Here is a 25,491-nt window from a genome sequence, read left to right as displayed (position 1 = left end):
CATCGTCTAAGGACTTTGGGCCGCAACTAAGCAGCCCTAAAGACGACGAAGATTATGCGATGGTACGTTGAATCTCGATGATCTCGAACACTTCGATCATATCGCCAACGCGAACGTCGTTGTAGTTCTTAACGCCGATACCACATTCCATACCGTTACGGACTTCGTTAACGTCATCTTTGAAGCGGCGCAGGGATTCCAGCTCGCCTTCATAGATAACCACGTTGTCGCGCAGAACGCGGATTGGGTTGTGACGCTTGATGGTACCTTCGGTAACCATACAGCCGGCAATCGCACCGAATTTCGGTGATTTGAACACGTCACGGACTTCAGCCAGACCAATGATCTGCTGTTTCAGTTCCGGAGACAGCATGCCGCTCATTGCCGCTTTCACTTCGTCGATCAGGTTATAGATGACGGAGTAGTAGCGCAGATCCAGGCTTTCGGATTCAATCACTTTACGCGCAGAAGCATCCGCACGAACGTTGAAGCCAACCAGGATAGCGTTGGATGCAGCAGCCAGGGTTGCGTCGGTTTCGGTGATACCACCTACGCCAGAACCGATAATCTTCACTTTAACTTCGTCAGTAGACAGTTTCAGCAAGGAGTCGGAGATCGCTTCCACAGAACCCTGAACGTCAGCCTTCAGAACGATGTTCACTTCGTGAACTTCGCCTTCGGTCATGTTAGCAAACATGTTCTCGAGTTTAGATTTCTGCTGACGAGCCAGTTTAACTTCACGGAATTTGCCCTGACGATACAGTGCAACTTCACGCGCTTTCTTCTCGTCACGAACCACGGTCACTTCGTCACCGGCAGCCGGCACACCGGACAGACCGAGGATCTCAACCGGAATAGACGGACCTGCTTCCAGCACTTCCTGACCCAGTTCGTTACGCATTGCACGAACACGGCCATATTCGAAGCCACACAGTACGATATCGCCCTTGTTCAGGGTACCTTCACGGACCAGGACGGTAGCAACTGGGCCACGACCTTTATCCAGGAAGGATTCGATAACGGCACCGCTTGCCATACCTTTACGAACCGCTTTCAGCTCCAGAACTTCAGCCTGCAGCAGGATAGCGTTCAGCAGGTCATCAATACCGGTCCCTGCTTTTGCAGAAACTGGGATGAACTGAGATTCACCGCCCCACTCTTCCGGCATAACGCCGTACTGAGACAGTTCGTTCTTAACGCGGTCCATATCGGCTTCTGGCTTATCAATTTTGTTCACAGCAACAACCAGCGGCACCTGAGCAGCTTTCGCATGCTGGATAGCTTCGATGGTCTGCGGCATCACGCCGTCATCTGCTGCAACAACCAGAACAACGATATCCGTTGCCTGAGCACCACGAGCACGCATAGAAGTAAATGCGGCGTGGCCTGGGGTATCCAGGAAGGTGATCATCCCGTTTTCAGTTTCAACGTGATATGCACCGATGTGCTGGGTAATGCCGCCCGCTTCGCCAGAGGCGACTTTCGTTGAACGAATGTAGTCCAGCAGAGAGGTTTTACCGTGGTCAACGTGACCCATAATGGTCACAACCGGTGCGCGCGGTTCAGCCGCAGCGCCGGTGTCACGGTCGCTCATTACTGCTTCTTCCAGTTCGTTTTCACGACGCAGGATAACTTTGTGGCCCATCTCTTCGGCAACCAGCTGTGCGGTTTCCTGATCGATGACCTGGTTGATGGTGGCCATTGCGCCCAGTTTCATCATCGCTTTGATGACCTGAGAACCTTTAACCGCCATCTTGTTAGCTAAATCGCCAACGGTGATGGTTTCGCCAATCACAACGTCACGGTTAACCGCCTGAGCTGGCTTCTGGAAGCCCTGCTGCAGGGAAGAACCTTTACGCTGCTTGCCGCCTTTACCGCCACGAACCGCTGCACGCGCTTCTTCACGATCGGCTTTAGATTCAGCGTGCTTGTTGCCTTTCTTCGCTGGACGAGCCGCTTTCGTGCTGCGAGTACGGCCACGGCCGCCTTCAACTTCACGATCGTTTTCGTCTTCAGCCTGGCGAGCATGCTGAGAGGTGGTGACGTGATAATCGCTGGTATCTTCAGTCGGTTCAGCGGTATTCACACCATTCTTCTCGTTTTCTTCTGCCATACGGCGAGCTTCTTCCGCTACGCGGCGCGCTTCTTCTTCAAGCTTGCGACGTGCTTCTTCTTCCGCTTTACGCTTCAGCTCAGCTGCTTCATTTTCACGGCGGGCTTTATCGGCCTGGGCGGTTTTTGTCATATCGTCGGTCTGTTGATTGCTCACTTTGTCTTTTTCCGCAGCTTCACGTTTCGCTTTATCAGCGGCTTCACGTTTAGCTTGTTCTGCGGCCTCGCGTTCAGCTTTATGTTGCGCCTCGCGTTTGGCCGTTTCTTCTGCCTCACGACGGGCTTGCTCTTCCGCTTCACGCTGCGCCTGCTCTTCCGCGGCCAGGCGTTCAGCCTCTTGCGGATCGCGTTTCACAAAGGTGCGTGTCTTGCGGACTTCGATTTGTACCGATTTACTTTTTCCACCGGTACCAGGAATGTTGAGAGTACTGCGCGTTTTGCGCTGCAAAGTCAACTTATCCGGGGCAGAACCGTTTTCACGGTTCAAATGCGCCAGTAAGGTTTGCTTCTCTTGTGCGGACACAGAGTCATCAGCAGACTTCGGGATACCAGCATCAGCAAATTGCTGTACCAGGCGATCCACGGAGGTCTGTATCTCTGCAGCCAGCGATTTTACGGTTACATCTGTCATACTGTTCCTTCCTGCTACAGTTTATTACGCTTCGTCACCGAACCAGCAAATATTACGGGCAGCCATAATCAGCTCACCGGCTTTTTCGTCGGTTAACCCTTCGATATCAGCCAGATCATCAATGCCCTGTTCGGCGAGATCTTCCAGCGTACAAACACCACGGGCAGCCAGTTTGAAGGCCATCTCACGATCCAATCCTTCCAGATTAAGCAGATCGTCAGCCGGTTTATTATCACCGAGGCTCTCTTCCTGGGCCAGTGCCAGAGTGGTCAGTGCGTTTTTAGCACGCTCGCGCAGTGCTTCAACGGTTGCTTCATCCAGGCCGTCGATAGCCAGCAGCTCTTTCATTGGCACGTAAGCCAATTCTTCAAGCGTTGCGAAGCCTTCTTCAACCAGTACCGTTGCGAAATCTTCATCAATATCGAGATATTTGGTGAAGGTATCAATGGCTGCATGCGCTTCAGCCTGATGCTTAGCCTGCAGGTCATCAACGGTCATTACGTTGAGTTCCCAGCCGCTCAGCTGCGAGGCCAGACGGACGTTCTGGCCATTACGACCAATCGCCTGGGCCAGATTACCGGCTTCAACGGCGATATCCATGGTGTGCTTGTCTTCGTCAACCACGATGGATGCAACATCAGCCGGTGCCATCGCGTTGATGACGAACTGTGCCGGGTTATCATCCCACAGGACGATATCAATACGCTCGCCGCCCAGTTCGGTAGAAACCGCCTGAACACGTGCGCCACGCATGCCGACGCAAGCGCCAACCGGGTCGATACGTTTGTCGTTAGTTTTAACGGCAATTTTCGCACGAGAACCAGGATCGCGAGCGGCAGCTTTGATTTCGATAACTTCTTCGCCAATTTCCGGCACTTCAATGCGGAACAGTTCGATCAGCATTTCCGGCTTAGAACGGGTGACGAACAGCTGAGCGCCACGCGCTTCCGGACGTACGGAATACAGAACGCCACGGATACGGTCACCTGGACGGAAGTTTTCGCGCGGCAGCATATCTTCACGCTGGATAACGGCTTCAGCATTGCTGCCGAGATCCAAAGAGATGTTATCGCGGTTTACTTTCTTCACCACGCCGGTGACGATCTCACCTTCGTGTTCACGGAACTGATCGACAACCATCGCACGTTCGGCTTCACGTACTTTTTGTACGATAACCTGTTTTGCCGTCTGGGTAGTAATACGGTCAAAAGTGACGGATTCAATCTGATCTTCAACGTATTCACCCACGTTCAGACTTTCGTCTTCATAACGTGCGGCTTCCAGGGTGATTTCTTTAGTCGGCTGGGTGACTTCTTCGACGATAACCCAGCGACGGAACGTGTCAAAATCACCGCTACGACGGTCGATTTCTACGCGAACGTCAATTTCTTGTTCGTATTTTTTCTTTGTTGCTGTAGCCAGCGCACTTTCCAGCGCTTCAAAAATTTTCTCGCGTGGCAGTGATTTTTCGTTGGAGACGGCTTCAACAACAGCCAAAATTTCTTTGTTCATCGCGGGCTTTTCACCTCAATCCAGACTGTTAAAAGTGGGGAACCAGGTTCGCCTTCTGGATATTACTCAGCGCGAACACTTCATCTTTACCTTCGACTGTGACAGTGATCATTTCACCATCCACCGCTTTGATAACGCCCTGCCATTTACGACGGTTCTGTACCGCCATACGCAGGACCAGCGTTACCTCTTCACCCATGAAACGCGTGTAGTGTTCCGCGGTGAACATAGGACGATCGAGGCCCGGAGAAGAAACTTCCAGGTTGTAGGCCACGGTAATTGGATCTTCAACGTCCATTACCGCACTGACCTGGTGGCTCACATCAGCACAATCATCAACATTGATGCCATCTTCACTATCAATATAGATGCGCAGTGTCGATGTGCGACCGCGAATAAATTCGATGCCGACCAGTTCGTAGCCTAAGGCTTCAACCGGCGCTGTAATCATCTCTGTTAATTTTTGCTCTAATGTGGACAAACCCACCCCCAAGACATAAAAAAAGGGCCTAAAGCCCAGTTATTCTGTAGTCAGATAACAAAAAACCCCGATAAATCGGGGCTTTAGATAACTGAACCCTATAGCCGCAACTGCGGCCTGGAGAACCTTCCAAAAGAATTTTTTTCAAATCCAGCTACGAAGGCCTAAGTCTTCACAGTATATTTGAAAAAGAACTCTAAGGGAAAGTGGTTGCGGGGGCCGGATTTGAACCGACGACCTTCGGGTTATGAGCCCGACGAGCTACCAGGCTGCTCCACCCCGCGCCTGAAACGTGGCAAATTTTACGCGTTTTGAGTAAAAAATGCAAATAATGCTGGGATTTGGTACCGAGGACGGGACGTAAAATCGACCTACAGTATAGTGATGTCGTTCACATCTTGTCAACCTCACATTCTATGCAGAAGAAATGCGGTCATTACCGCGATAAAGTACCTGCCGGGACTGTCGCTGGTAGCTCGTTTTTTTTGAATAAAAATGCACGAATCACTTCCCGTCCCGAGCAAAAGATGATTAAATTAAAACTCATTTATTTTGCATAAAAATTCACTGACAGCGGAAGGTGATTTCACCTTCAGTCACTTAAGCAGGGTTTTACTTTATGACGACGATTCTCAAGCATCTTCCAGCAGGTCAACGTATTGGTATCGCCTTCTCTGGCGGTTTGGACACCAGCGCAGCGCTGCTGTGGATGCGAAAAAAAGGCGCTGTCCCTTATGCATATACTGCGAACCTGGGCCAGCCAGACGAAGATGATTATGATGCTATCCCTCGTCGTGCTATGGAATATGGCGCAGAGAACGCTCGCCTGATCGACTGCCGCAAGCAGCTGGTTGCTGAAGGTATCGCCGCTATTCAGTGTGGCGCATTCCACAACACCACCGGCGGTCTGACCTACTTCAACACCACTCCGCTGGGCCGTGCAGTCACCGGTACCATGCTGGTTGCCGCCATGAAAGAAGACGGCGTCAACATCTGGGGTGACGGCAGTACCTATAAAGGAAACGATATTGAACGTTTTTATCGTTACGGCCTGCTGACTAACGCTGAACTACAGATTTATAAACCGTGGCTGGATACCGATTTTATCGATGAGCTTGGCGGACGCCATGAAATGTCCGAGTTCATGATAGCCTGCGGTTTTGACTACAAGATGTCCGTTGAGAAAGCGTATTCAACCGACTCCAACATGCTGGGCGCAACCCACGAGGCGAAAGATCTCGAGTTCCTGAACTCCAGCCTCAAAATCGTTAACCCGATCATGGGCGTGAAATTCTGGGACGAGAGCGTAAAAATCCCAGCGGAAGAAGTCACCGTGCGTTTTGAACAGGGTCATCCGGTGGCGCTGAACGGCAAAACCTTCAACGATGACGTTGAGATGATGCTGGAAGCTAACCGTATTGGCGGCCGTCACGGTCTGGGCATGAGCGACCAGATTGAAAACCGTATCATCGAAGCAAAGAGCCGTGGCATCTACGAAGCCCCGGGGATGGCGCTGCTGCATATTGCTTACGAGCGTCTGCTGACCGGTATCCACAACGAAGATACCATTGAGCAGTACCATGCGCATGGTCGTCAGTTAGGGCGTCTGCTGTACCAGGGCCGTTGGTTCGACTCTCAGGCGCTGATGCTGCGTGATGGACTGCAGCGCTGGGTTGCCAGCCAGATTACAGGTGAAGTAACGCTGGAACTGCGTCGCGGTAATGACTACTCAATCATGAACACGGTCTCCGACAACCTGACTTATAAAGCAGAGCGTCTGACCATGGAGAAAGGTGACTCCATGTTCACCGCGGAAGATCGTATCGGCCAGCTGACCATGCGTAACCTGGATATCACCGATACCCGTGAGAAGCTGTTTGGCTATGCAAAAACGGGCCTGCTGTCTGCTTCCTCCACAAGCGGCGTACCGCAGGTAGAGAACCTGGAAAATAAATCCAGGTAAACCTGTCTGCTGTATGCAAAAGGCCGCGCAAGCGGCCTTTTTTACGCCCAGAAGCTGGCACTACCCAATGTTACTTCCGCCGCCATTCACCCGGCGTCAGGCCATAGTGCTTTTTAAAGGTCTTTGAAAACGATGCCTGCGACTGGAACCCGCAACGTTCCGCAATTGTATCCAGCCGAGCCTGCCGGTCTTGCTGTAGCAAACGTGCAGCCATTGCCATACGCAGCTGCGAAAGCCAGACCTGCGGCGTAAGGTGATAAACGCGGGCAAAATGACGGGCGAAAGTGGCGCGTGATAAAAATGCCCGGGCGGCCATGCTTTCCATCGTCCAGGGCTGTTCCGGCGTCGACATCACCGCCAGCACGGCAGGCATCAAGCATTCATCACTCATCAAACGCATTAGGCCACCCGGCGGCTCCTTCATCGCCAGCAACGTGCGCAGCAGCAGTACCAACAACGTGTCTCCGAGGCTACGGACAATCGCCGCGCCACCGGGACGCTCAGTTATACTTTCGCGCACCAGCACGTTCAGCAAGATCTCCAACTCCGGGCACTCTGCGCACTCATCGGTGTGCAGATGAACCAACTCGGCCTCTTCAGCAAATAGCCAACTGACGTGTGGGCCAAAATAGAACTCACCACACAGCATTTCCAGCGCATCGCTTTGCGTTACGGTTCGCATTTCAGTCAACGTCCCATTGAAGCGGTGGGCGACGGGCAGCACCTGTCCCCACTCGACAAGGCTTTCCATTAGATGTGGCGAACCGTGGGGCAACAGAATCACATCCCCCGCACGCATATCACGGGTCTGATTGCCAACGGTGAGACGGCCTTCACCACGCAGCACAAAATGCCACGGCACGATTCCTGTGCGCATTTGATCATGGCCCACCTGCCAGCGACCACCAAATCGACAGTGCAGGTTCACCTCACAGCGAGGCGCTAACAGCGTTAGCAGATGACTCAGACTATCCATAGAGCTCCTGAGACGATAAGACAAAAAGATGAGACGCAGACCGCCAGTCTAGCACGCGCTCTGGCACTAAGATGTCCTCGTTGACACAACATTCCCTCACACCACAGGAGCACACCATGAGCCGTTTAGCCGAAATTCGTGAACAAGATGCTACAGGAAAAGCCGCTGAAATTTTTGCGGGCATCAAGAAAGCGGTAGGGAAAGTACCGAACGCCTATCTGACTATCGGTGGACACTCATCGGCGGCGCTGCAACAAGCGCTGGCGCATAACGCGATGCTGCAAAAAGGTAGCCTGAATGCCAAAGAACTGGAAGCCATCAACTTGTCGGTCAGCGAAGCTACCGGTTGTGACTATTGTCTCGCCGCGCACAGCATGATGGCGAAAAACGCGGGCTTTAGCCGCGAGCAGATTCGTCAATTACGCCGCGCCGAGTATGCCGAAGACGCACACCTTGACGCACTAGCGAAATTTGCCCAAACCGTAGTCACCACCACCGGTACACTGCCACAGGCAGATGTCACCGCGCTGAAAAATGCCGGGTTCGACGATCGACAGGTGATTGAGATTATCAGCGCGATTAGCGCCATCCTTTTCACCAATATGGTGAACCGGGTGAATGATACGGTGGTTGATTTCCCGAAAGCGGATTGATGTAGCTTCGATTGCCGGATGGCGGCGTCACCTTATCCGGCCTTATCCTACGCGACAACAGCATAGAAAATACAGACGAAAAAAAAGACGCTTTTCAGCGTCTTTCTTCGGAATATTGGTACTGAGGATGGGACTCGAACCCACAAGCCCGTTAGGGCACTACCACCTCAAGGTAGCGTGTCTACCAATTCCACCACCTCAGCACAGATACTACTATTTAGTGTGGGATATCGCTGGTCGGCTGTGCCGGTGCAGCTGGCTGAGTCTGCTCGGACTTAGCCGGTGCAGTCAGGTTATCCCACTCACTTCCTTTACTGGTCTTGTTACTGTTGATGTTACCCAGAACCAGACTGATGATGAAGAACAGCGTCGCAAACACTGCGGTCATGCGGGTCATGAAGTTACCAGAACCACTAGAACCAAACAGCGTGCCGGAAGCGCCTGCTCCAAAGGAGGCTCCCATATCAGCGCCTTTACCTTGCTGCAGCATAACGAGGACCACAAGGCCAATCGCTACAATAAGGAAAACTACTAAAAGAGCTTCGTACATAATCAACCTGTTCCTTGCGGGGTCACCGCGTACCAAGTGCTTCAACCAATAAAGCGGGATGCTTATGTTTCCCACTGAAGCGGGTGTGAATACTAACCAAAGCGAATGACCTTCGCAAGGGCAATTTCCACACATTGTATCAACTGCGGAAAAAAACAGCAAAAGCACAGAGGATCATTCATAAAAAGGCGGCAAGCGCCGCCTTTTTAATCACTTAGCGTTTGCTTATACCGCTTTTACCGCATCGGCAATACGGTGCGCAAACGCATTGACCTGCGCGTCGTCTTCACCTTCCACCATCACTCGGATCAGTGGTTCAGTACCTGACTTACGCAGCAGCACGCGACCACGATTGCCCAGCGCGGCTTCCACTTCCGCCGTCACGGCTTTCACCGCCTCATTTTCCAGCGGGTTTGATTTTCCGTCGGTGTAGCGAATGTTGACCAACACCTGCGGGAACATTTTCATTCCGCTGCACAGGTCATGCAGGGTCATGTGGTTGCGAACCATCGCCGCAACGACCTGCAAGCCAGCGACAATGCCGTCGCCAGTGGTGGTTTTGTCCAGCAGGATAACATGGCCGGAGTTTTCCGCGCCGATGCGCCAGCCTTTCTCCTGCATTTTCTCCAGCACGTAGCGGTCACCCACTTTCGCGCGGGTAAATGGAATACCCAGCTGCTTGAGCGCCACTTCCAGGCCCATATTGCTCATTAGTGTACCCACTGCACCGCCGCGCAGCTGACCTTGACGCAGTGCTTCGCGGGCAATGATATACATAATCTGATCGCCATCGACTTTGTTGCCTTCGTGGTCGACCATAATCACGCGGTCGCCGTCGCCGTCCAGCGCGATGCCCAGATCCGCTTTCTCAGCCAGCACGCGGGCCTGCAGCGCACGAACATCGGTGGCGCCGACTTCTTCGTTGATATTAACGCCATTCGGCTCGCAGCCAATGGCGATAACGTTAGCGCCCAGCTCACGCAGCACGTTCGGCGCGATGTGGTAGGTGGCGCCGTTCGCACAGTCGACCACAATTTTCAGCTCGTTCAGGCTCAGTTCATTCGGGAACGTGCCTTTGCAGAATTCGATATAGCGACCGGCAGCGTCAACGATGCGGCTGGCTTTCCCCAGCTCGGCGGAATCAACGCAGGTAATCTCTTTTTCCATCTCGGCTTCGATGGCTTCTTCCACTTCATCCGGCAGCTTGGTGCCGTCGATGGAGAAGAATTTAATACCGTTATCATAGAACGGGTTATGCGATGCGGAGATGACGATACCCGCTTCAGCACGGAAGGTACGCGTCAGGTAGGCCACTGCAGGCGTTGGCATCGGGCCGGTAAATGAAGCGGATAAACCCGCCGCCGCCAGACCGGCTTCCAGAGCAGATTCCAGCATATAGCCAGAGATGCGGGTGTCCTTGCCGATGATGATCTTGCGTGAACCGTGGCTCGCCAGTACTTTACCTGCCGCCCAGCCCAGCTTTAAGACAAAATCAGGGGTAATAGGTGCATCACCAACGCGACCACGGATCCCATCGGTACCAAAATATTTGCGATTACTCATAACGTTTATTTCCCTTCGCTGACAGGGTGGCCTCAACCACACGCATCGCTTCAACAGTTTCTTTTACATCGTGGACGCGAACAATATGCGCGCCCTGCATGGCTGCAATCACCGCACACGCCAGGCTGCCACTCAGGCGTTCCGACGGCCCCACGTTCAACAGTTGGCCAATCATCGACTTGCGTGACATACCGACAAACAGCGGTAGTCCAAAATGATGGAATTCTGATAGACGTGCCAGTAATGCATAGTTATGAGACAGATTTTTACCGAAACCGAACCCGGGGTCGAGCAACAATTTGTCTTTTGAGATTCCCGCCCGTTCGCAGCGGGCGATTTGGTCAACAAAATATTGGTTCACTTCGGCAAAGACATCCTGATATTTCGGAGCGTCCTGCATCGTTTTCGGGTCGCCTTGCATGTGCATCAAAGAGACCGGTAGGCCAGTTTCTGCAGCGGCTTCCAGCGCGCCGGGCTCGCTCAGAGAACGGATGTCATTGATGATATGCGCCCCAACGCGCGCGGATTCGCGGATCACCTCAGGTTTAGAGGTATCAACGGATATCCACACTTCAAAGCGCTGAGCAATCGCTTCGACAACCGGAATCACGCGTTCCAGCTCTTCATCAACGCTCACATCCAGTGCACCAGGACGGGTGGACTCACCGCCGACATCAATGATTGTCGCTCCGGCATTAATCATCAGATTGGCATGCTTCACCGCCTCAACCAGCGTGTTATGCGTTCCGCCGTCGGAGAAAGAGTCCGGCGTGACGTTGAGGATCCCCATAACGTGTGGATGGGAGAGATCCAGGATAGAGCCCTGGGCGGTGAGTTTCATAGCGAGTCCTTTGGGTTATTGATTTCAGGATAAATACGCGAAGTCATGTGAGTTGCAGTATGACGCGTATAAAAAACCCCGGGGCAAGCCCCAGGGTTTTAGGTTAAGCACAGTCATCCACGAAGGAAAACTTATTTGTCGCCCAGCTGTTCTGACATCGTGCCAGAGTCTGGCGCACGTGGTTCATCAACCGGACGTGGCGCACTCGGTGTGCCGTTGCTGCCGGAATTGTTGGATGAAGAACCTTGTTCTTCCCAACCGGCTGGCGGACGCACATCGCGGCGAGCCATCAGATCATCAATCTGCGGCGCATCGATGGTCTCATATTTCATGAGCGCATCTTTCATCGAATGCAGGATGTCCATATTTTCGTTCAGAAGCTGACGCGCGCGATTGTAGTTACGTTCAACGAGCGATTTCACTTCCTGGTCGATAATACGTGCCGTTTCATCAGACATGTGTTTGGCTTTAGCAACAGAACGGCCCAGGAATACTTCGCCCTCTTCTTCCGCGTACAGCAGAGGACCGAGTTTATCGGAGAAGCCCCATTGGGTCACCATGTTACGTGCCAGGTTAGTCGCGACTTTAATATCGTTCGACGCACCGGTAGACACATGTTCTACGCCGTAAATAATTTCTTCCGCCAGACGACCGCCGTACAGGGTAGAGATCTGGCTTTCCAGTTTCTGACGGCTAGCGCTGATCGCGTCGCCTTCAGGCAGGAAGAAGGTCACACCCAGCGCACGACCGCGCGGAATGATGGTCACTTTATGCACCGGATCGTGTTCCGGAACCAGGCGACCGATAATTGCGTGACCCGCTTCGTGGTAGGCGGTAGATTCTTTCTGCGCTTCCGTCATCACCATGGAGCGACGTTCCGCACCCATCATGATTTTGTCTTTCGCTTTCTCGAACTCAACCATCGATACCACGCGCTTGTTGCCACGTGCCGCAAACAGAGCCGCTTCGTTCACCAGGTTCGCGAGGTCTGCACCGGAGAAGCCTGGAGTACCGCGAGCAATAATTGCCGCATCAATGTCCGGAGACAGCGGTACGCGACGCATATGCACTTTCAGAATCTGTTCACGACCACGGACGTCTGGCAGACCGACCACAACCTGACGGTCAAAACGGCCTGGACGCAGCAGCGCTGGGTCAAGTACGTCCGGACGGTTAGTTGCCGCGATAACGATGATACCTTCGTTACCTTCGAAGCCGTCCATCTCAACCAGCATCTGGTTCAGCGTTTGCTCACGTTCATCGTGACCGCCGCCCAGGCCCGCGCCACGTTGGCGGCCTACGGCATCGATTTCATCGATGAAGATGATGCATGGTGCCGCTTTCTTGGCTTGTTCGAACATGTCACGCACACGAGATGCGCCGACACCAACGAACATTTCCACGAAATCAGAACCGGAAATGGTAAAGAACGGAACCTTCGCTTCACCCGCAATTGCTTTCGCCAGCAGGGTTTTACCGGTACCTGGAGGGCCGACCATCAGGACGCCTTTCGGAATTTTACCGCCCAGCTTCTGGAAGCGGCTCGGTTCGCGCAGGTATTCAACCAGTTCAGCCACCTCTTCTTTCGCTTCGTCACAGCCAGCGACGTCGGCAAAGGTGGTTTTAATCTGGTCTTCCGTCAGCATGCGCGCCTTGCTCTTACCGAACGACATGGCACCTTTGCCACCGCCGCCCTGCATCTGACGCATGAAGAAGATCCAGACACCGATCAGCAGCAGCATTGGGAACCAGGAGATGAAGATAGAAGCCAGCAGGCTTGGCTCTTCAGGCGGTTCGCCAACCACTTTGACGTTTTTCGTCAGCAGGTTATCAAGCAGCTTCGGATCGTTAACCGGAATATAGGTCGTGTAACGGTTACTATCTTTCTTGGTAACGTTGATCTCACGTCCGTTGATACGCGCTTCGCGAACCTGGTCGTTATTGACCTCTTGCAGGAAGGTAGAATAATCCACCTTGTGGCTGTTCGATTCGCTGGGCCCAAAGCTCTGGAATACTGACATCAGCACAACGGCAATGACCAGCCAGAGTATTAGGTTTTTCGCCATGTCACTCAAGGGATTAACCTCTTATTACAACTGTGTTAAAAACAGCGTCAGGATACGCTATATCCGGTGTCTTTCAAACTTTCATCTGAAATTGCCGGTTATGGTTTTCGCCCGGTCGCTACAATGTACACTTCACGTGAACGCACACGAGAAGAGTCCGGCTTACGAACTTTGACCTTCGTAAACAGGGAGCGAATTTCCCTTAGATACTCATCGAAACCTTCGCCCTGGAACACTTTCACTACAAAATTTCCGCCCGGCGCCAACACATCACGAGCCATTTCAAGCGCCAGTTCCACCAGATACATGGCCCGGGGGATGTCAACCGCCGGCGTTCCGCTCATGTTTGGTGCCATATCTGACATGACAACTTGTACTTTACTGTCACCGACACGTTCCAGTAATGCCTTCATCACGAGTTCATCACGAAAATCGCCCTGAAGGAAGTCCACACCAACGATTGGATCCATAGGTAAAAGATCGCAAGCAATGATGCGGCCTTTGCCACCAATCTGCGTGACCACATACTGTGACCAGCCTCCTGGGGCGGCACCGAGGTCGACTACCGTCATCCCCGGTTTAAAAAGTTTGTCACTTTGCTGTATTTCATCAAGTTTAAACCAGGCACGGGAACGTAACCCCTTTTTCTGTGCCTCTTGAACATATTTATCGCTAAAGTGTTCCTGTAGCCAGCGGCTTGAGCTGGCAGAACGCTTTTTACCTGTCATTTAACATTCCCATCGGGGCAGTTCATCGTAGCCTATGGCGTAAATTTCTACGCATCATTTGGCGATATAAGGGAGATGGCGGTAGAATGACCCGTTTTCAATCCCAACCTAAGCAAAAATATACGATGAATCTGAGTACTAAACAAAAACAGCACCTGAAAGGTCTTGCACATCCGCTCAAGCCAGTAGTTATGCTTGGCAATAATGGTTTGACCGAAGGGGTACTGGCCGAGATTGAACAAGCGTTAGAGCACCATGAACTTATCAAGGTGAAAGTCGCCTCGGAAGATCGCGAAACCAAAACCTTGATCGTGGACGCTATCGTGCGCGAAACCGGCGCCTGTAACGTACAGGTCATCGGTAAAATGCTGGTACTTTATCGCCCTGGTAAAGAACGCAAAATCTCGTTGCCACGTTAAGAATATCCTAATTTCTGACACAACATTGTGTTAAATGAGGGATTTTCTTCACGAGGGCTAGCAACATGCCACGCTCTCAAGCTTGATAAAAGGCCGCTATGCGGCCTTTTTCTTATCTTTACACTCAATCAACATTTTGAGTGTCGAACAAAACTTACAGATAATCCACTTTGATGATTTCAAACTCAACTTCGCCGCCCGGTGTGCGGATAACGACCACGTCATCCTGCTCTTTGCCGATAAGACCACGAGCAATCGGTGAATTCACAGAAATCAGGTTCTGTTTGAAGTCAGCTTCATCATCGCCCACGATACGGTAGGTTTGTTCTTCATCGTTGTCCAGGTTCAACACCTTCACGGTGGCACCAAAGATCACGCGACCATTGTTTGGCATCCGGGTGATATCGATAACCTGCGCATTAGACAGCTTCGCTTCGATATCCTTGATACGACCTTCGCAGAAGCCCTGCTGCTCACGCGCAGCATGGTACTCGGCGTTTTCTTTCAGGTCACCGTGCTCGCGCGCTTCAGCGATGGACGCGATGATTTCCGGGCGACGTACGGACTTGAGAAAATCCAGTTCTTCACGCAGTTTTTCTGCACCACGAAGGGTCATCGGAATAGCTTGCATCGTTATACCTCTTAAACATTCCTGTAGGGAGCGACTCACACCGCTCCGGCTGTTAAGCCCGCCTGTGTCGCTATCAACACCAGGCCAGAAGCAAAAGAAAACCGACCCGGGTGCAAAGCCCCAGGTCAGCAGTAATTTTTAATTTGATACGTATTTTACCCTGAAGTTCACTACGGGTCATCGTTTACTTTACAGGGCTTTGCGCCGTAGTATGACGGCTTGTTTCCAGGTTGTTAGCGCGAGATTATGCGATTTTCCAGATTTATCATCGGATTGACTACCACTATAGCGTTTAGCGTTCAGGCCGCGAATGTTGATGAATACATCAATCAGCTTCCTGCCGGGGCCAACCTCGCGCTTTTGGTACAGAAAGTGGGCGCTCCCGCGCCGCTCATTGATTATCACGGGCAACAGATGGCACTGCCAGCCAGTACGCAGAAGGTACTGACCGCGCTGGCGGCGCTGTTACAGCTCGGCCCGGACTTCCGTTTTACCACCACGCTTGAAACCAAAGGCAGTGTTGATAACGGTACGCTGAAAGGTGACCTTATTGCACGATTTGGCGGCGATCCGACGCTAAAACGTCAAGATATTCGCAATATGGTGGCAACGCTGAAAAAATCTGGCGTGCAAAATATCGAGGGTAACATACTCATCGATACCTCCATTTTTGCCAGCCACGATAAAGCTCCAGGCTGGCCGTGGAACGATATGACGCAGTGTTTTAGCGCCCCTCCGGCGGCGGCAATTATCGACCGTAACTGCTTCTCGATTTCGTTATACAGCGCCCAAAAAGCCAATGATATGGCGTTTATTCGTATCGCTTCTTACTACCCAGTCACCATGTTTAGCCAGGTCCGAACGCTGGCAAAAGGTTCACCGGATGCACAGTACTGTGAACTGGATGTCGTGCCAGGCGATCTGAATCGCTTTACCTTGACCGGCTGCCTGCCGCAGCGTTCCGAGCCGCTGCCGCTGGCGTTCGCGATTCAGGATGGTGCCAGCTACGCCGGGGCGATTATCAAAGACGAGCTGAAGCAGGCCGGGATCACCTACAGCGGTACCCTGCTACGTCAAACGTTGGTTAACGAACCAGGCACGGTGATTGCCAGCAAACAGTCGGCGCAGCTTCACGATTTATTGAAGATCATGCTGAAAAAATCAGACAACATGATTGCCGATACCGTCTTCCGCATGATTGGTCACGCGCGCTTCGGCGTACCGGGTACCTGGCGTGCGGGTTCTGATGCAGTCCGCCAGATCCTGCGTCAGCAGGCCGGTGTTGATTTAGGTAACACGATCATTGCCGATGGCTCAGGTCTGTCGCGACATAACCTGATTGCGCCGGCCACCATGATGCAGGCACTGCAATACATCGCTCAGCATGACAACGAACTGGATTTCATCTCGATGCTGCCGCTTGCCGGGCACGATGGTTCGCTCCAGTACCGCGCGGGTCTTCATCAGGCCGGTGTCGATGGCAAAGTGTCGGCAAAAACGGGATCCCTGCAGGGCGTCTACAACCTCGCAGGCTTTATCACTACCGCCAGCGGGCAGAGAATGGCGTTTGTACAGTATCTGTCGGGCTACGCGGTTTCGCCTGCCGATCAGCGCAACCGACGTATTCCGTTAGTCCGCTTTGAGAGCCGCTTGTATAAAGATATTTATCAGAACAACTGATTCAGTTCTTGCCGGATGGCAACGAACATAAAAAAACGGGCCGCATTTACGGCCCGTTGAATTTTGTAGGCCGGATAAGCGCAAGCACTCTCCGGCCACGAGATTAACGTTTGTAGATGAACTCAACGCCTTCTTCGTCGTCTTCGTCCCAATCGTCATCCCAGTCTTCGTCGTCTTCTTCAGCTTCGGCTGCCACTTCGTCAAGCTGCTGACGGTGGTAGTCATCCCACATGAATTCAACTTTCTCTGGCTGTTTCGCATCTTCAGCCTGCACAATTGGGTTCTCAATGATGAAGTTCATCACGTCCCAGCACAGGTCTTTAACGCCAATCTGGCTCGCCGCAGAGATCAGGTAGTGTTTACCTTCCCAACCCATGGCATCAGCAATCGCCTGTGCCTTGGCTTCCGCTTCGGCTTTATCCATCAGGTCGATTTTGTTGAACACCAGCCAACGTGGCTTACCGGCCAGCTTCTCGCTGTATTTCTCCAGCTCACCAACGATGATACGGGCGTTTTCAGCCGGATCGGAACCATCAATCGGCTCGATGTCGATGATATGCAGCAGGACGCGACAGCGCTCAAGGTGCTTGAGGAAGCGAATACCTAAGCCAGCACCTTCAGATGCGCCTTCAATCAGGCCAGGAATATCGGCAACCACGAAGCTCTTCTCGTTATCGACACGCACCACGCCAAGGCTTGGAACCAGCGTCGTAAACGGATAGTCCGCCACTTTCGGTTTCGCTGCAGAAACAGAACGGATGAAGGTGGATTTACCGGCATTCGGCATCCCCAGCATCCCAACGTCCGCCAGCAGCATCAGTTCGAGCTGCAGATCACGCTTATCGCCCGGCGTACCCATTGTCTTCTGACGCGGAGTACGGTTAACGGAAGATTTAAAACGGGTGTTACCCAGACCGTGCCAGCCGCCTTTCGCAACCATCAGGCGCTGACCATGTTTGGTCATATCACCCATAGTTTCGCCGGTGCCCTGGTCGATAACACGCGTACCGACCGGCACCTTGATGGTAACGTCTTTACCACGTTTACCGGTACAGTCGCGGCTCGCACCGTTCTGACCACGCTCAGCGCGGAAAGATTTTTCGAAACGGTAGTCGATCAACGTGTTCAGGTTTTCGTCGGCTTCCATCCATACGTCACCGCCATCACCACCATCGCCGCCGTCTGGACCACCGCGTGGAATATACTTTTCACGGCGGAAGCTAACGCAACCATTACCGCCATCACCTGCTACGACCAGGATCGTTGCTTCATCAACAAACTTCATTTTACTCTCCGTAAATCATTCGCCTGCGCGGGGTAACGGAACAACCGCTTCACGCTTACGCCACCGCCCCCAAAGGCGATGACCAATGGCGGAATACATCGCGCCCGCAACCACGATAAACGCACCGAGGTAACCTAAAAGGTTCAACATCGGTCGGGCGAAGAAATCGGGCCAGGCCATTGATAATAGATCTGAAAATAACAGTGTAAACAAGGGAGTAAGCGTCACTAGTGCGCTTACCTGTGCCGCCTGCCAGCGTGCCATGGCTTCCGCCAACGCCCCGTAACCAACCAATGTGTTCAGACCACAAAAGATCAGGCAGGCTAGCTGCCAGTCGCTCAGTTGCCCAATAACCTCGGGCTTTGCTAACGGCAACAGTGCTATCGTACATAAAGTGTACAATAAAAAAAGAATCTGCTGTGAGGCCATCCGCCGCAATAACACCTTTTGCGCGACGCCGTAACTCACCCAGACCATCGCCGCCCCGACCCCGAAGATAACGCCCCAGGTATAGTCAGTCAGACGAGTAAAAATTTCGACAAGGCTGGTGTTGAAAAACATCAGCAGGCCGCAGATCAGCATGATAGCGCCAATTATCTGCGTACCACGCATCTTCTCTTTGAGGATAAAGACGCTAGCAACCATCATGCCGACGGGTGAGAGCTGACCAATCACCTGTGACGCCGTTGGGCTGACATACTGTAGCGATGAGCTAAACAGAATGAAGTTACCGAACAGCCCCCCGGTGGCAATCAACAACAACACCAGCCAGCGTGGATCGCGGAAAACCCGTAGGGGAGGAAGTCTGCGCTTCCAGAACAAGATGAGGCCCAGACCGCAGCTCGCCATCAAGAAGCGGTAGAACACAATGGTAGGCGGTTCCATCACTTCCAGAACCTGTTTCATGGCGATCGGTAAGGCTCCCCAACAGATTGCTGTCGTGAGCGCCAAAAGAATGCCAATACCCGCCTGTTGCTTCATACCGGATTCCCTGTCCCGAGTTTTCCTGGCGTCGAATGTAAAAAGCCCCGCAACACGTTGCGGGGCTTTCATCCGTTACCGGGACGCGAAAAACTTATTCAGCAACAATGCTGATAAAACGACGGTTTTTCGGGCCTTTCACTTCGAATTTCACTTTACCGTCTGCTTTAGCAAACAGAGTGTGGTCTTTGCCGCAGCCTACGTTAGAACCAGCGTGGAACTGAGTACCACGTTGACGAACGATGATGCTACCAGCCAGAACGGATTCGCCGCCGAAGCGTTTTACGCCCAGACGTTTAGCTTCTGAGTCGCGACCGTTACGAGTCGAGCCACCAGCCTTTTTATGTGCCATTTAATCTGCTCCCCTTAACTTAAGCGCTGATGCCAGTGATTTTCACATCAGTGAACCACTGACGATGGCCTTGCTGCTTACGATAGTGTTTACGACGACGAAACTTAACGATTTTAACTTTCTCGCCACGACCGTGAGCAACAACTTCAGCTTTGATTACGCCGCCATCAACGAAAGGAACGCCGATTTTGACTTCTTCACCGTTTGCGATCATCAGAACTTCAGCGAATTCAACAGATTCGCCAGTTGCGATGTCCAGCTTTTCCAGGCGAACGGTCTGACCTTCGCTAACTCGGTGTTGTTTACCACCACTTTGGAAAACCGCGTACATATAAACTCCGCTTCCGCGCACAACTTTTTGTGATTCAGAGTGCGCTATAAATATTCACAATAGGGCGCGAATATTACGCAAAACGTGAGCCTTTGACAAGTGCTAGCATCAATAGATGCAGAAAAAAAAGACAACAGGCACGACAACGTTTATCTGGGGCATTTTTTCAGTACAATCGTAGGTACAACGCTAACGTAAAACCTTCGTTATCCCGTATGGATAAGTGGTAAACAGGACATTAAGCCCGGCTTTTGCGATGAATTTACAACAAATCAATGAGTTAACCGCGCAGGATATGGCGGGTGTTAATGCGACGATTCTTGAGCAGCTCAACTCGGACGTCCAGTTAATCAATCAGCTAGGTTATTATATCGTCAGCGGCGGCGGAAAACGAATTCGTCCGATGATTGCCGTACTGGCCGCTCGTGCCGTTGGCTATCAGGGAAATGCCCACGTCAATATCGCCGCGCTGATCGAATTTATTCACACTGCAACGCTGCTGCACGATGACGTCGTCGATGAGTCCGACATGCGCCGCGGTAAAGCAACGGCAAATGCGGCCTTTGGTAACGCAGCCAGCGTGCTGGTTGGCGACTTTATCTATACGCGTGCCTTCCAGATGATGACCAGCCTCGGCTCGCTGAAAGTGCTGGAAGTTATGTCTGAAGCGGTCAACGTGATTGCCGAAGGCGAAGTGCTGCAGTTGATGAACGTCAATGACCCGGACATCACCGAAGAAAACTACATGCGCGTGATTTACAGCAAAACCGCGCGCCTGTTTGAAGCGGCGGCCCAATGTTCAGGTTTGCTTGCCGACTGTACGCCAGAGCAGGAGAAAGGGTTGCAGGATTATGGCCGCTACCTGGGTACCGCTTTCCAGCTGATTGACGATTTGCTCGACTACAGCGCCGATGGTGAGACGCTGGGTAAAAACGTTGGCGACGATCTCAACGAAGGCAAACCGACGCTGCCACTGTTACACGCCATGCGTAACGGTACTCCTGAGCAAACGCTGCTGATTCGTGGCGCAATTGAACAGGGCAATGGCCGGCATCTGCTTGAGCCAGTGCTCGAAGCGATGGCAGCCTGTGGCTCTTTGGAATGGACGCGCCAGCGTGCTGAAGAAGAAGCCGATAAAGCGATTGCCGCCCTGGCACCGCTGCCTGATACCCAATGGCGTGATGCGCTCATCGCACTTGCCCATATCGCCGTTCAGCGCGATCGTTAATCCCTTCCCGCGCTTTGCGCGGGAAAATTCCTAAAAAATCTCAAACATGCCTAAGTTGCTGCAAAAAATTATCTTTTTCTGAATTTAATCACACTTACAAGAACTTTTTAGAATCCAATCGAAAAGCGCGATACAGTACAGACTTCACTCAACATGGCGATTTAAACACCGCTCTCAAGGAGGAAGTATGGATACGTTTACCGACTGGCATCCGGCAGATATTATCGCGGGGTTACGCAAGAAAGGTACATCAATGGCCGCAGAATCGCGTAAGAACGGTCTCAGTTCTTCGACGTTAGCGAATGTGCTGTCACGTCCGTGGCCGAAAGGTGAAGTGATTATTGCGAAAGCGCTGGAGACCGATCCGTGGACGATCTGGCCATCGCGCTATCACGATCCCATCACTCACGAATTTATCGACAGAACGCAGATGATGCGACAGTCTAAGAAGAGTAAATAACGCCCTCAAGACAAGCCTGAGGGCGTTTATAAGCGGCAGCGATTACTCGCCTTTAATACGCTCGATATTCGCGCCTAATGCGCTCAGCTTGTCTTCAATACGCTCGTAGCCACGGTCGATATGGTAGATACGATCCACGATCGTGGTGCCCTGAGCAATACAGCCAGCCAGAACGAGACTTGCAGAAGCGCGCAGGTCAGTTGCCATCACCTGAGCCCCGGAGAGCTGCTCAACGCCGTGACAAATCGCGGTGTTGCTTTCGATTTCCGCGCGAGCGCCCATACGGATCAGTTCCGGAATGTGCATGAAGCGGTTTTCGAATACCGTTTCAGTGATGACGCCGGTCCCTTCTGCCACCATATTCAGCAGAGTGAACTGTGCCTGCATGTCCGTCGGGAACGCCGGGTGTGGCGCAGTACGCACGTTCACCGCTTTTGGACGTTTGCCGTGCATATCAAGGCTAATCCAGTCTTCGCCGACTTCAACATCAGCGCCAGCTTCACGCAGCTTCGCCAACACAGCGTCCAGCGTATCAGGCTTAGCGTTACGGCAGACAATTTTACCGCCGGAAATCGCCGCAGCGACCAGGAAGGTGCCGGTTTCAATACGGTCTGGCAGAACGCGATACACGCCGCCGCCCAGGCGTTTGACGCCTTCAATGGTAATGCGATCGGTACCCTGCCCCGTCACTTTAGCGCCCATCGCGTTGAGGAAGTTCGCCGTATCGACGATTTCCGGCTCACGCGCGGCGTTTTCAATGATGGTAGTGCCTTCCGCCAGCGTTGCGGCAGTCATGATAGTGACGGTCGCGCCAACGCTAACCATGTCCATCACGATATGTGCGCCTTTCAGGCGACCATTGACGGATGCTTTAACGTAGCCTTCTTCCAGCTTAATTTCTGCGCCTAACTGCTCAAGGCCAGAGATGTGCAGGTCAACCGGACGCGCACCGATGGTACAACCGCCAGGCAGAGAAACCTGACCCTGACCAAAACGCGCCACTAACGGACCCAGCGCCCAGATAGAGGCACGCATGGTTTTCACCAGGTCGTATGGCGCACAGAATACATCTACCGGGCCTGCGTCGATCCATACCGAACCATTACGCTCTACCTTCGCACCCAGCTGAGTCAGCAGCTTCATGGAGGTATCGACGTCTTTCAGTTTTGGTACGTTCTGAATCTCAACCGGGTCTTCTGCCAGCAAAGCGGCAAAAAGAATCGGCAGGGCAGCATTCTTAGCACCGCTAATGGTGACCTCGCCCTGAAGGCGGGTCGGCCCCTGCACACGAAATTTATCCATCAAATCTAATCTCTGTTAAGTATTCACGTTCGCCACCGGAAAAGTGATGCCACTTTTCCCCTGGCTCAAAAACCGTTGAGTTTGCGATCGCGCGCCCACTCTTGCGGGGTATACGCTTTAATCGACAGGGCATGAATGCGGTTGTCCGCAATGTACTCCATCAGCGGGGCATAGACAGTTTGCTGTTTCTTAACCCGGCTCATGCCGTCAAACATCTCACCCACAACAATCACCTGGAAGTGACTGCCATCACCAGAAACGAGAACTTCCTGAAGGGAGAGTGCATTCATCAGCACGGTCTGAATTTCATTATTTTCCATAGGTTCGCATTTCATTTGAGAGTGAAAACAGCCCCACATCTTAGAGGAAAGTGGCGCAGTCTTAAACAAGCAAAAAGCCCCATCCTTGAGATTGATGGGGCTTTAAGAATATTGGAAGCAATAACGCACTGAAATTTTTAAGGGATCATATCTTCGGGCAAATTGTACAGCCCTTTCAGCGTAGCCACTTTTTCGCTCACGCCTTCCACACTTGCCGTACGGCCCTGAGCGCGTATCAGCTCAATCAGATGCACCAGCAGCGCCAGACCCGCCGTATCGACACGGCTCAGGCCCTTGAGGTCAATCACCGACACGCCCTGCGTTGCGTCCATTCTGGCGTCCCACAGGGACACCAGAAAGTCCTGATCCAGTTCACCGTGCAGCGACAGGCGTTCGCCGTCTCGCGTCCAGCTTAACTGTTCGGCCATTATTTTTTCTGTTCCAGGGTAATCGGCTGCGCAGAGATGGATTTCAGCTGTGCGGTCAGGCCATCAATACCTTTAGTACGCAGCAGATCGCTCCACTCGTTTTGCTTGGTGGTGATCATGCTCACCCCTTCAGCAATCATATCGTAAGCCTGCCAGTTACCCGTCTGGGTATTTTTACGCCACTGGAAATCCAGGCGTACCGGCGGACGGCCGTTCGGATCGTTGATGGTGACACGGATAGGAATGATAGTCGCATCGCCCAGCGCTTGTTCAGGGGCAACCTGATAAGTCTGACCGTGATACATCGCCAGCGCCTGACCATAAGCCTGCTTCAGGTATTCATGAAACGCGGCGAAGTAGGCATCGCGCTGCGCCGGAGTTGCGTCTTTGTAGTAACGGCCCAGCACCAATGCACCCGCGTATTTCACCTGGACGTACGGCAGCAGTTCCTGATCCACGATATCACGCAGATAGTTCGGGTTAGAACGAATCTTAGGTTGTTCAGCCTTCAGGCGATCGAACGTCTTCTGCGCCGCTTCGTTCATCAGTTTGTAAGGGTTAGTCTGGTCTGCCGCCGTGGCTGCCGTTAATGGGGCAATCACCAGCATGGCAACCATCAGTAAACGTTTAAACATGTCGAGTATCTCCTGAGATTAATTCGTCGAGCCAGTAGCAGGCGCCGCCGTATCAGTATGTCCGTCGGTTGAATTCTTCGCATCGCCTGAATTCTGATTGTCGCCGCCTTTATTGCTATAAAGGAACTGACCAATCAGATCTTCGAGCACCATCGCCGATTTCGTGTCCTGGATAATGCTGCCATCTTTAAGGATAGACGTTCCCAGTTCCGGGTCTTCAAAGCCGACGTTCAGCGCCAGATACTGCTCACCCAGCAAACCTGAAGTCCGAATGGCCAGCGAGCTGGTATCCGGAATATGGTTATAGGTGTCTTCAATATCGATAGCGATACGCGGTAGATACGTTTTCGGATCGAGGCTGATATCAGCAACTCGTCCAATCACCACGCCGCCAATACGCACCGGAGAACGGCTCTTCAGGCCGCCGATGTTATCGAAGGTGGCGTATACGCGGTAGGTTGGCTCCGATTTTATCGACGACACATCTGCGGCCTTCAGGCACACAAACAGTGCCGCCAGCAGGGCAATCAACAAAAAAATACCGACCCAGATTTCACTCTTTTTCGTTTGCATTCACTCAATTCCCAAACATCAGTGCCGTCAGCACAAAGTCCAGCCCAAGAACCGCCAGCGACGCATGCACCACGGTACGGGTGGTCGCGCGGCTGATTCCGGCAGAAGTGGGGATCGCATCGTAACCGTTAAATAACGCAATCCATGTCACCGTAATGGCGAAAACAACGCTCTTAATCAGGCAGTTCACCAGATCAAGACGCCAGTCCACCGCATTTTGCATCGCCGACCAGAAGAACCCGGCGTCAATACCTTTCCAGCTCACGCCAACCAGCGAACCACCCCAGATGCCTACCGCGACGAAAATAATCGTCAGCAGCGGCAGGGAAATCACGCCGGCCCAGAAGCGAGGAGAGATCACACGACGCAGGGGATCCACCGCCATCATTTCCATACTGGAAAGCTGCTCGGTGGCGCGCATCAGACCGATTTCGGCGGTCAGCGCCGAACCGGCGCGCCCGGCGAACAGCAGTGCGGCAACAACTGGTCCTAGCTCACGTAGCAGCGATAGCGCCACCAGCATGCCGAGACTGGTCTCAGCGCTATAGGTGGTCAGCACCAGATACCCTTGTAGCCCCAGCACCATGCCGATAAACACACCCGACACGATGATGATGACCAGCGAAAGTACGCCGACGTTGTACAGTTGGCGAACCAGCAGCGGCGCATGCTTGCGAAACTCCGGCTTGCCAACAACGGCATTGAATAACATTAACCCAGCTCGCCCAAACGTCGCGATGGTCTTAATTCCGCGATGTCCAAGCGCTGCCAGTGCATTTAACAGCATGAG

Annotated in this window: 26 protein-coding genes and 2 tRNA genes; 6 read left to right on the top strand and 22 right to left on the bottom strand. The window is 52.7% G+C overall.

Annotation, left to right across the window (positions count from 1 at the left end; translation table 11 throughout):
* Positions 1-52: 52 nt before the first annotated feature.
* From infB to ABOC97_RS05965, 4 genes are all read right to left on the bottom strand, one after another.
* The gene (infB, locus tag ABOC97_RS05980) at positions 53-2,743 is read right to left on the bottom strand and encodes a translation initiation factor IF-2 (protein ID WP_349595161.1); all 2,691 of its coding nucleotides are present in this window, start codon (positions 2,741-2,743) and stop codon (positions 53-55) included.
* A 24-nt stretch (positions 2,744-2,767) separates the two neighbouring features.
* On the bottom strand, positions 2,768-4,255 hold the full coding sequence (gene nusA, locus ABOC97_RS05975) for a transcription termination factor NusA (RefSeq protein WP_349595158.1): 1,488 nt from the start codon (positions 4,253-4,255) through the stop codon (positions 2,768-2,770).
* A 28-nt stretch (positions 4,256-4,283) separates the two neighbouring features.
* Positions 4,284-4,736, bottom strand: coding sequence for a ribosome maturation factor RimP (gene rimP / locus ABOC97_RS05970; RefSeq protein ID WP_061281677.1), 453 nt, complete (start codon positions 4,734-4,736; stop codon positions 4,284-4,286).
* 207 nt (positions 4,737-4,943) lie between these two features.
* Positions 4,944-5,020: transfer RNA gene (locus ABOC97_RS05965), tRNA-Met, on the bottom strand.
* 335 nt (positions 5,021-5,355) lie between these two features.
* Between ABOC97_RS05965 and argG the strand changes: the two genes are divergently transcribed.
* A complete protein-coding gene (argG, locus tag ABOC97_RS05960) occupies positions 5,356-6,699 on the top strand; it encodes an argininosuccinate synthase (RefSeq protein ID WP_349595156.1) in 1,344 nt (447 codons plus the stop codon).
* A 70-nt stretch (positions 6,700-6,769) separates the two neighbouring features.
* On the opposite strand, the gene ABOC97_RS05955 is transcribed toward argG, so the two are convergent.
* Positions 6,770-7,675 (bottom strand): AraC family transcriptional regulator, encoded by a 906-nt coding sequence (locus tag ABOC97_RS05955; RefSeq protein WP_349595153.1) that lies wholly within the window; start codon positions 7,673-7,675, stop codon positions 6,770-6,772.
* Between the two features lie 116 nt (positions 7,676-7,791).
* On the opposite strand from ABOC97_RS05955, the gene ABOC97_RS05950 reads away from it, so the two are divergent.
* Entirely contained in the window at positions 7,792-8,328 is a 537-nt protein-coding gene (locus tag ABOC97_RS05950) for a carboxymuconolactone decarboxylase family protein (protein WP_349595150.1), read from the top strand.
* 116 nt (positions 8,329-8,444) lie between these two features.
* On the opposite strand, the gene ABOC97_RS05945 is transcribed toward ABOC97_RS05950, so the two are convergent.
* From ABOC97_RS05945 to rlmE, 6 genes are all read right to left on the bottom strand, one after another.
* Positions 8,445-8,531 (bottom strand) — tRNA-Leu (locus tag ABOC97_RS05945).
* Positions 8,532-8,545: 14 nt separating this feature from the next.
* Complete coding sequence (gene secG, locus ABOC97_RS05940) at positions 8,546-8,878, bottom strand: preprotein translocase subunit SecG (protein WP_234505733.1); 333 nt, start codon at positions 8,876-8,878, stop codon at positions 8,546-8,548.
* A 225-nt stretch (positions 8,879-9,103) separates the two neighbouring features.
* Positions 9,104-10,441, bottom strand: coding sequence for a phosphoglucosamine mutase (gene glmM, locus ABOC97_RS05935; RefSeq protein WP_234505734.1), 1,338 nt, complete (start codon positions 10,439-10,441; stop codon positions 9,104-9,106).
* Positions 10,434-11,282, bottom strand: a complete 849-nt coding sequence (folP, locus tag ABOC97_RS05930) for a dihydropteroate synthase (protein ID WP_234505737.1) — start codon at positions 11,280-11,282, stop codon at positions 10,434-10,436. The genes glmM and folP overlap by 8 nt, the downstream gene beginning before the upstream one ends.
* A gap of 131 nt (positions 11,283-11,413) precedes the next feature.
* Positions 11,414-13,348 carry an ATP-dependent zinc metalloprotease FtsH gene (ftsH, locus tag ABOC97_RS05925; protein WP_234505740.1) on the bottom strand — a complete coding sequence of 645 codons (1,935 nt, stop codon included), beginning with the start codon at positions 13,346-13,348 and terminating at the stop codon, positions 11,414-11,416.
* 98 nt (positions 13,349-13,446) lie between these two features.
* Positions 13,447-14,076 carry a 23S rRNA (uridine(2552)-2'-O)-methyltransferase RlmE gene (gene rlmE / locus ABOC97_RS05920; protein ID WP_349595144.1) on the bottom strand — a complete coding sequence of 210 codons (630 nt, stop codon included), beginning with the start codon at positions 14,074-14,076 and terminating at the stop codon, positions 13,447-13,449.
* 125 nt (positions 14,077-14,201) lie between these two features.
* On the opposite strand from rlmE, the gene yhbY reads away from it, so the two are divergent.
* Entirely contained in the window at positions 14,202-14,495 is a 294-nt protein-coding gene (yhbY, locus tag ABOC97_RS05915; protein ID WP_035891263.1) for a ribosome assembly RNA-binding protein YhbY, read from the top strand.
* A 154-nt stretch (positions 14,496-14,649) separates the two neighbouring features.
* On the opposite strand, the gene greA is transcribed toward yhbY, so the two are convergent.
* The gene (gene greA, locus ABOC97_RS05910; RefSeq protein ID WP_349595140.1) at positions 14,650-15,126 is read right to left on the bottom strand and encodes a transcription elongation factor GreA; all 477 of its coding nucleotides are present in this window, start codon (positions 15,124-15,126) and stop codon (positions 14,650-14,652) included.
* A 246-nt stretch (positions 15,127-15,372) separates the two neighbouring features.
* Here greA and dacB point away from each other — a divergent pair, with 246 nt between their 5' ends.
* Entirely contained in the window at positions 15,373-16,806 is a 1,434-nt protein-coding gene (dacB, locus tag ABOC97_RS05905; protein WP_349595137.1) for a serine-type D-Ala-D-Ala carboxypeptidase, read from the top strand.
* Positions 16,807-16,909: 103 nt separating this feature from the next.
* On the opposite strand, the gene cgtA is transcribed toward dacB, so the two are convergent.
* The 4 genes from cgtA to rplU all read right to left on the bottom strand — a co-directional run bounded on the left by cgtA (position 16,910) and on the right by rplU (position 19,755).
* On the bottom strand, positions 16,910-18,091 hold the full coding sequence (cgtA, locus tag ABOC97_RS05900; protein WP_234505747.1) for an Obg family GTPase CgtA: 1,182 nt from the start codon (positions 18,089-18,091) through the stop codon (positions 16,910-16,912).
* Positions 18,092-18,106: 15 nt separating this feature from the next.
* The gene (locus ABOC97_RS05895) at positions 18,107-19,072 is read right to left on the bottom strand and encodes a DMT family transporter (protein WP_234505751.1); all 966 of its coding nucleotides are present in this window, start codon (positions 19,070-19,072) and stop codon (positions 18,107-18,109) included.
* Between the two features lie 94 nt (positions 19,073-19,166).
* Positions 19,167-19,424, bottom strand: coding sequence for a 50S ribosomal protein L27 (gene rpmA / locus ABOC97_RS05890; protein WP_052283637.1), 258 nt, complete (start codon positions 19,422-19,424; stop codon positions 19,167-19,169).
* A 19-nt stretch (positions 19,425-19,443) separates the two neighbouring features.
* Positions 19,444-19,755, bottom strand: a complete 312-nt coding sequence (rplU, locus tag ABOC97_RS05885; protein WP_003025032.1) for a 50S ribosomal protein L21 — start codon at positions 19,753-19,755, stop codon at positions 19,444-19,446.
* 256 nt (positions 19,756-20,011) lie between these two features.
* Between rplU and ispB the strand changes: the two genes are divergently transcribed.
* Together ispB and sfsB are read left to right on the top strand one after the other, a co-directional pair.
* On the top strand, positions 20,012-20,983 hold the full coding sequence (gene ispB / locus ABOC97_RS05880; protein WP_234505754.1) for an octaprenyl diphosphate synthase: 972 nt from the start codon (positions 20,012-20,014) through the stop codon (positions 20,981-20,983).
* A gap of 187 nt (positions 20,984-21,170) precedes the next feature.
* Positions 21,171-21,443, top strand: coding sequence for a DNA-binding transcriptional regulator SfsB (gene sfsB, locus ABOC97_RS05875; protein WP_349595127.1), 273 nt, complete (start codon positions 21,171-21,173; stop codon positions 21,441-21,443).
* 42 nt (positions 21,444-21,485) lie between these two features.
* Here the strand turns inward: sfsB and murA are convergent, their stop codons facing one another.
* From murA to mlaE, 6 genes are all read right to left on the bottom strand, one after another.
* Positions 21,486-22,745 (bottom strand): UDP-N-acetylglucosamine 1-carboxyvinyltransferase, encoded by a 1,260-nt coding sequence (murA, locus tag ABOC97_RS05870; protein WP_234505760.1) that lies wholly within the window; start codon positions 22,743-22,745, stop codon positions 21,486-21,488.
* Between the two features lie 65 nt (positions 22,746-22,810).
* The gene (gene ibaG / locus ABOC97_RS05865) at positions 22,811-23,065 is read right to left on the bottom strand and encodes a BolA family iron metabolism protein IbaG (protein WP_052283633.1); all 255 of its coding nucleotides are present in this window, start codon (positions 23,063-23,065) and stop codon (positions 22,811-22,813) included.
* A gap of 137 nt (positions 23,066-23,202) precedes the next feature.
* Positions 23,203-23,493 carry a lipid asymmetry maintenance protein MlaB gene (gene mlaB, locus ABOC97_RS05860; protein ID WP_349595123.1) on the bottom strand — a complete coding sequence of 97 codons (291 nt, stop codon included), beginning with the start codon at positions 23,491-23,493 and terminating at the stop codon, positions 23,203-23,205.
* Positions 23,493-24,128 carry a phospholipid-binding protein MlaC gene (mlaC, locus tag ABOC97_RS05855; protein WP_349595121.1) on the bottom strand — a complete coding sequence of 212 codons (636 nt, stop codon included), beginning with the start codon at positions 24,126-24,128 and terminating at the stop codon, positions 23,493-23,495. Before mlaC ends, mlaB begins: the two co-directional genes overlap by 1 nt.
* An 18-nt stretch (positions 24,129-24,146) precedes the next feature.
* A complete protein-coding gene (gene mlaD, locus ABOC97_RS05850) occupies positions 24,147-24,701 on the bottom strand; it encodes an outer membrane lipid asymmetry maintenance protein MlaD (RefSeq protein WP_349595119.1) in 555 nt (184 codons plus the stop codon).
* A 4-nt stretch (positions 24,702-24,705) separates the two neighbouring features.
* On the bottom strand, positions 24,706-25,488 hold the full coding sequence (gene mlaE / locus ABOC97_RS05845) for a lipid asymmetry maintenance ABC transporter permease subunit MlaE (protein ID WP_052283629.1): 783 nt from the start codon (positions 25,486-25,488) through the stop codon (positions 24,706-24,708).
* Positions 25,489-25,491: the final 3 nt, after the last annotated feature.

Source organism: Kluyvera huaxiensis (genome assembly GCF_040149365.1).
In the GTDB taxonomy this organism is placed as follows: domain Bacteria; phylum Pseudomonadota; class Gammaproteobacteria; order Enterobacterales; family Enterobacteriaceae; genus Kluyvera; species Kluyvera intermedia_A.
Note: the sequence above shows the minus strand (reverse complement) of the source record. Positions and strands in the feature narration are given on the sequence as shown.

What these genes read in the sequence shown, in the direction of transcription:
- rlmE (WP_349595144.1), bottom strand. Translation starts at nt 14,076, where the DNA reads ATGACAGGTAAAAAGCGTTCTGCCAGCTCAAGCCGCTGGCTACAGGAA.
- yhbY (WP_035891263.1), top strand. Translation starts at nt 14,202, where the DNA reads ATGAATCTGAGTACTAAACAAAAACAGCACCTGAAAGGTCTTGCACAT.
- glmM (WP_234505734.1), bottom strand. Translation starts at nt 10,441, where the DNA reads ATGAGTAATCGCAAATATTTTGGTACCGATGGGATCCGTGGTCGCGTT.
- infB (WP_349595161.1), bottom strand. Translation starts at nt 2,743, where the DNA reads ATGACAGATGTAACCGTAAAATCGCTGGCTGCAGAGATACAGACCTCC.
- ABOC97_RS05955 (WP_349595153.1), bottom strand. Translation starts at nt 7,675, where the DNA reads ATGGATAGTCTGAGTCATCTGCTAACGCTGTTAGCGCCTCGCTGTGAG.
- mlaC (WP_349595121.1), bottom strand. Translation starts at nt 24,128, where the DNA reads ATGTTTAAACGTTTACTGATGGTTGCCATGCTGGTGATTGCCCCATTA.
- sfsB (WP_349595127.1), top strand. Translation starts at nt 21,171, where the DNA reads ATGGATACGTTTACCGACTGGCATCCGGCAGATATTATCGCGGGGTTA.
- mlaB (WP_349595123.1), bottom strand. Translation starts at nt 23,493, where the DNA reads ATGGCCGAACAGTTAAGCTGGACGCGAGACGGCGAACGCCTGTCGCTG.
- folP (WP_234505737.1), bottom strand. Translation starts at nt 11,282, where the DNA reads ATGAAACTCACCGCCCAGGGCTCTATCCTGGATCTCTCCCATCCACAC.
- greA (WP_349595140.1), bottom strand. Translation starts at nt 15,126, where the DNA reads ATGCAAGCTATTCCGATGACCCTTCGTGGTGCAGAAAAACTGCGTGAA.
- nusA (WP_349595158.1), bottom strand. Translation starts at nt 4,255, where the DNA reads ATGAACAAAGAAATTTTGGCTGTTGTTGAAGCCGTCTCCAACGAAAAA.
- ispB (WP_234505754.1), top strand. Translation starts at nt 20,012, where the DNA reads ATGAATTTACAACAAATCAATGAGTTAACCGCGCAGGATATGGCGGGT.
- ABOC97_RS05950 (WP_349595150.1), top strand. Translation starts at nt 7,792, where the DNA reads ATGAGCCGTTTAGCCGAAATTCGTGAACAAGATGCTACAGGAAAAGCC.
- dacB (WP_349595137.1), top strand. Translation starts at nt 15,373, where the DNA reads ATGCGATTTTCCAGATTTATCATCGGATTGACTACCACTATAGCGTTT.
- rpmA (WP_052283637.1), bottom strand. Translation starts at nt 19,424, where the DNA reads ATGGCACATAAAAAGGCTGGTGGCTCGACTCGTAACGGTCGCGACTCA.
- ibaG (WP_052283633.1), bottom strand. Translation starts at nt 23,065, where the DNA reads ATGGAAAATAATGAAATTCAGACCGTGCTGATGAATGCACTCTCCCTT.
- rplU (WP_003025032.1), bottom strand. Translation starts at nt 19,755, where the DNA reads ATGTACGCGGTTTTCCAAAGTGGTGGTAAACAACACCGAGTTAGCGAA.
- murA (WP_234505760.1), bottom strand. Translation starts at nt 22,745, where the DNA reads ATGGATAAATTTCGTGTGCAGGGGCCGACCCGCCTTCAGGGCGAGGTC.
- mlaE (WP_052283629.1), bottom strand. Translation starts at nt 25,488, where the DNA reads ATGCTGTTAAATGCACTGGCAGCGCTTGGACATCGCGGAATTAAGACC.
- mlaD (WP_349595119.1), bottom strand. Translation starts at nt 24,701, where the DNA reads ATGCAAACGAAAAAGAGTGAAATCTGGGTCGGTATTTTTTTGTTGATT.
- argG (WP_349595156.1), top strand. Translation starts at nt 5,356, where the DNA reads ATGACGACGATTCTCAAGCATCTTCCAGCAGGTCAACGTATTGGTATC.
- secG (WP_234505733.1), bottom strand. Translation starts at nt 8,878, where the DNA reads ATGTACGAAGCTCTTTTAGTAGTTTTCCTTATTGTAGCGATTGGCCTT.
- ftsH (WP_234505740.1), bottom strand. Translation starts at nt 13,348, where the DNA reads ATGGCGAAAAACCTAATACTCTGGCTGGTCATTGCCGTTGTGCTGATG.
- ABOC97_RS05895 (WP_234505751.1), bottom strand. Translation starts at nt 19,072, where the DNA reads ATGAAGCAACAGGCGGGTATTGGCATTCTTTTGGCGCTCACGACAGCA.
- cgtA (WP_234505747.1), bottom strand. Translation starts at nt 18,091, where the DNA reads ATGAAGTTTGTTGATGAAGCAACGATCCTGGTCGTAGCAGGTGATGGC.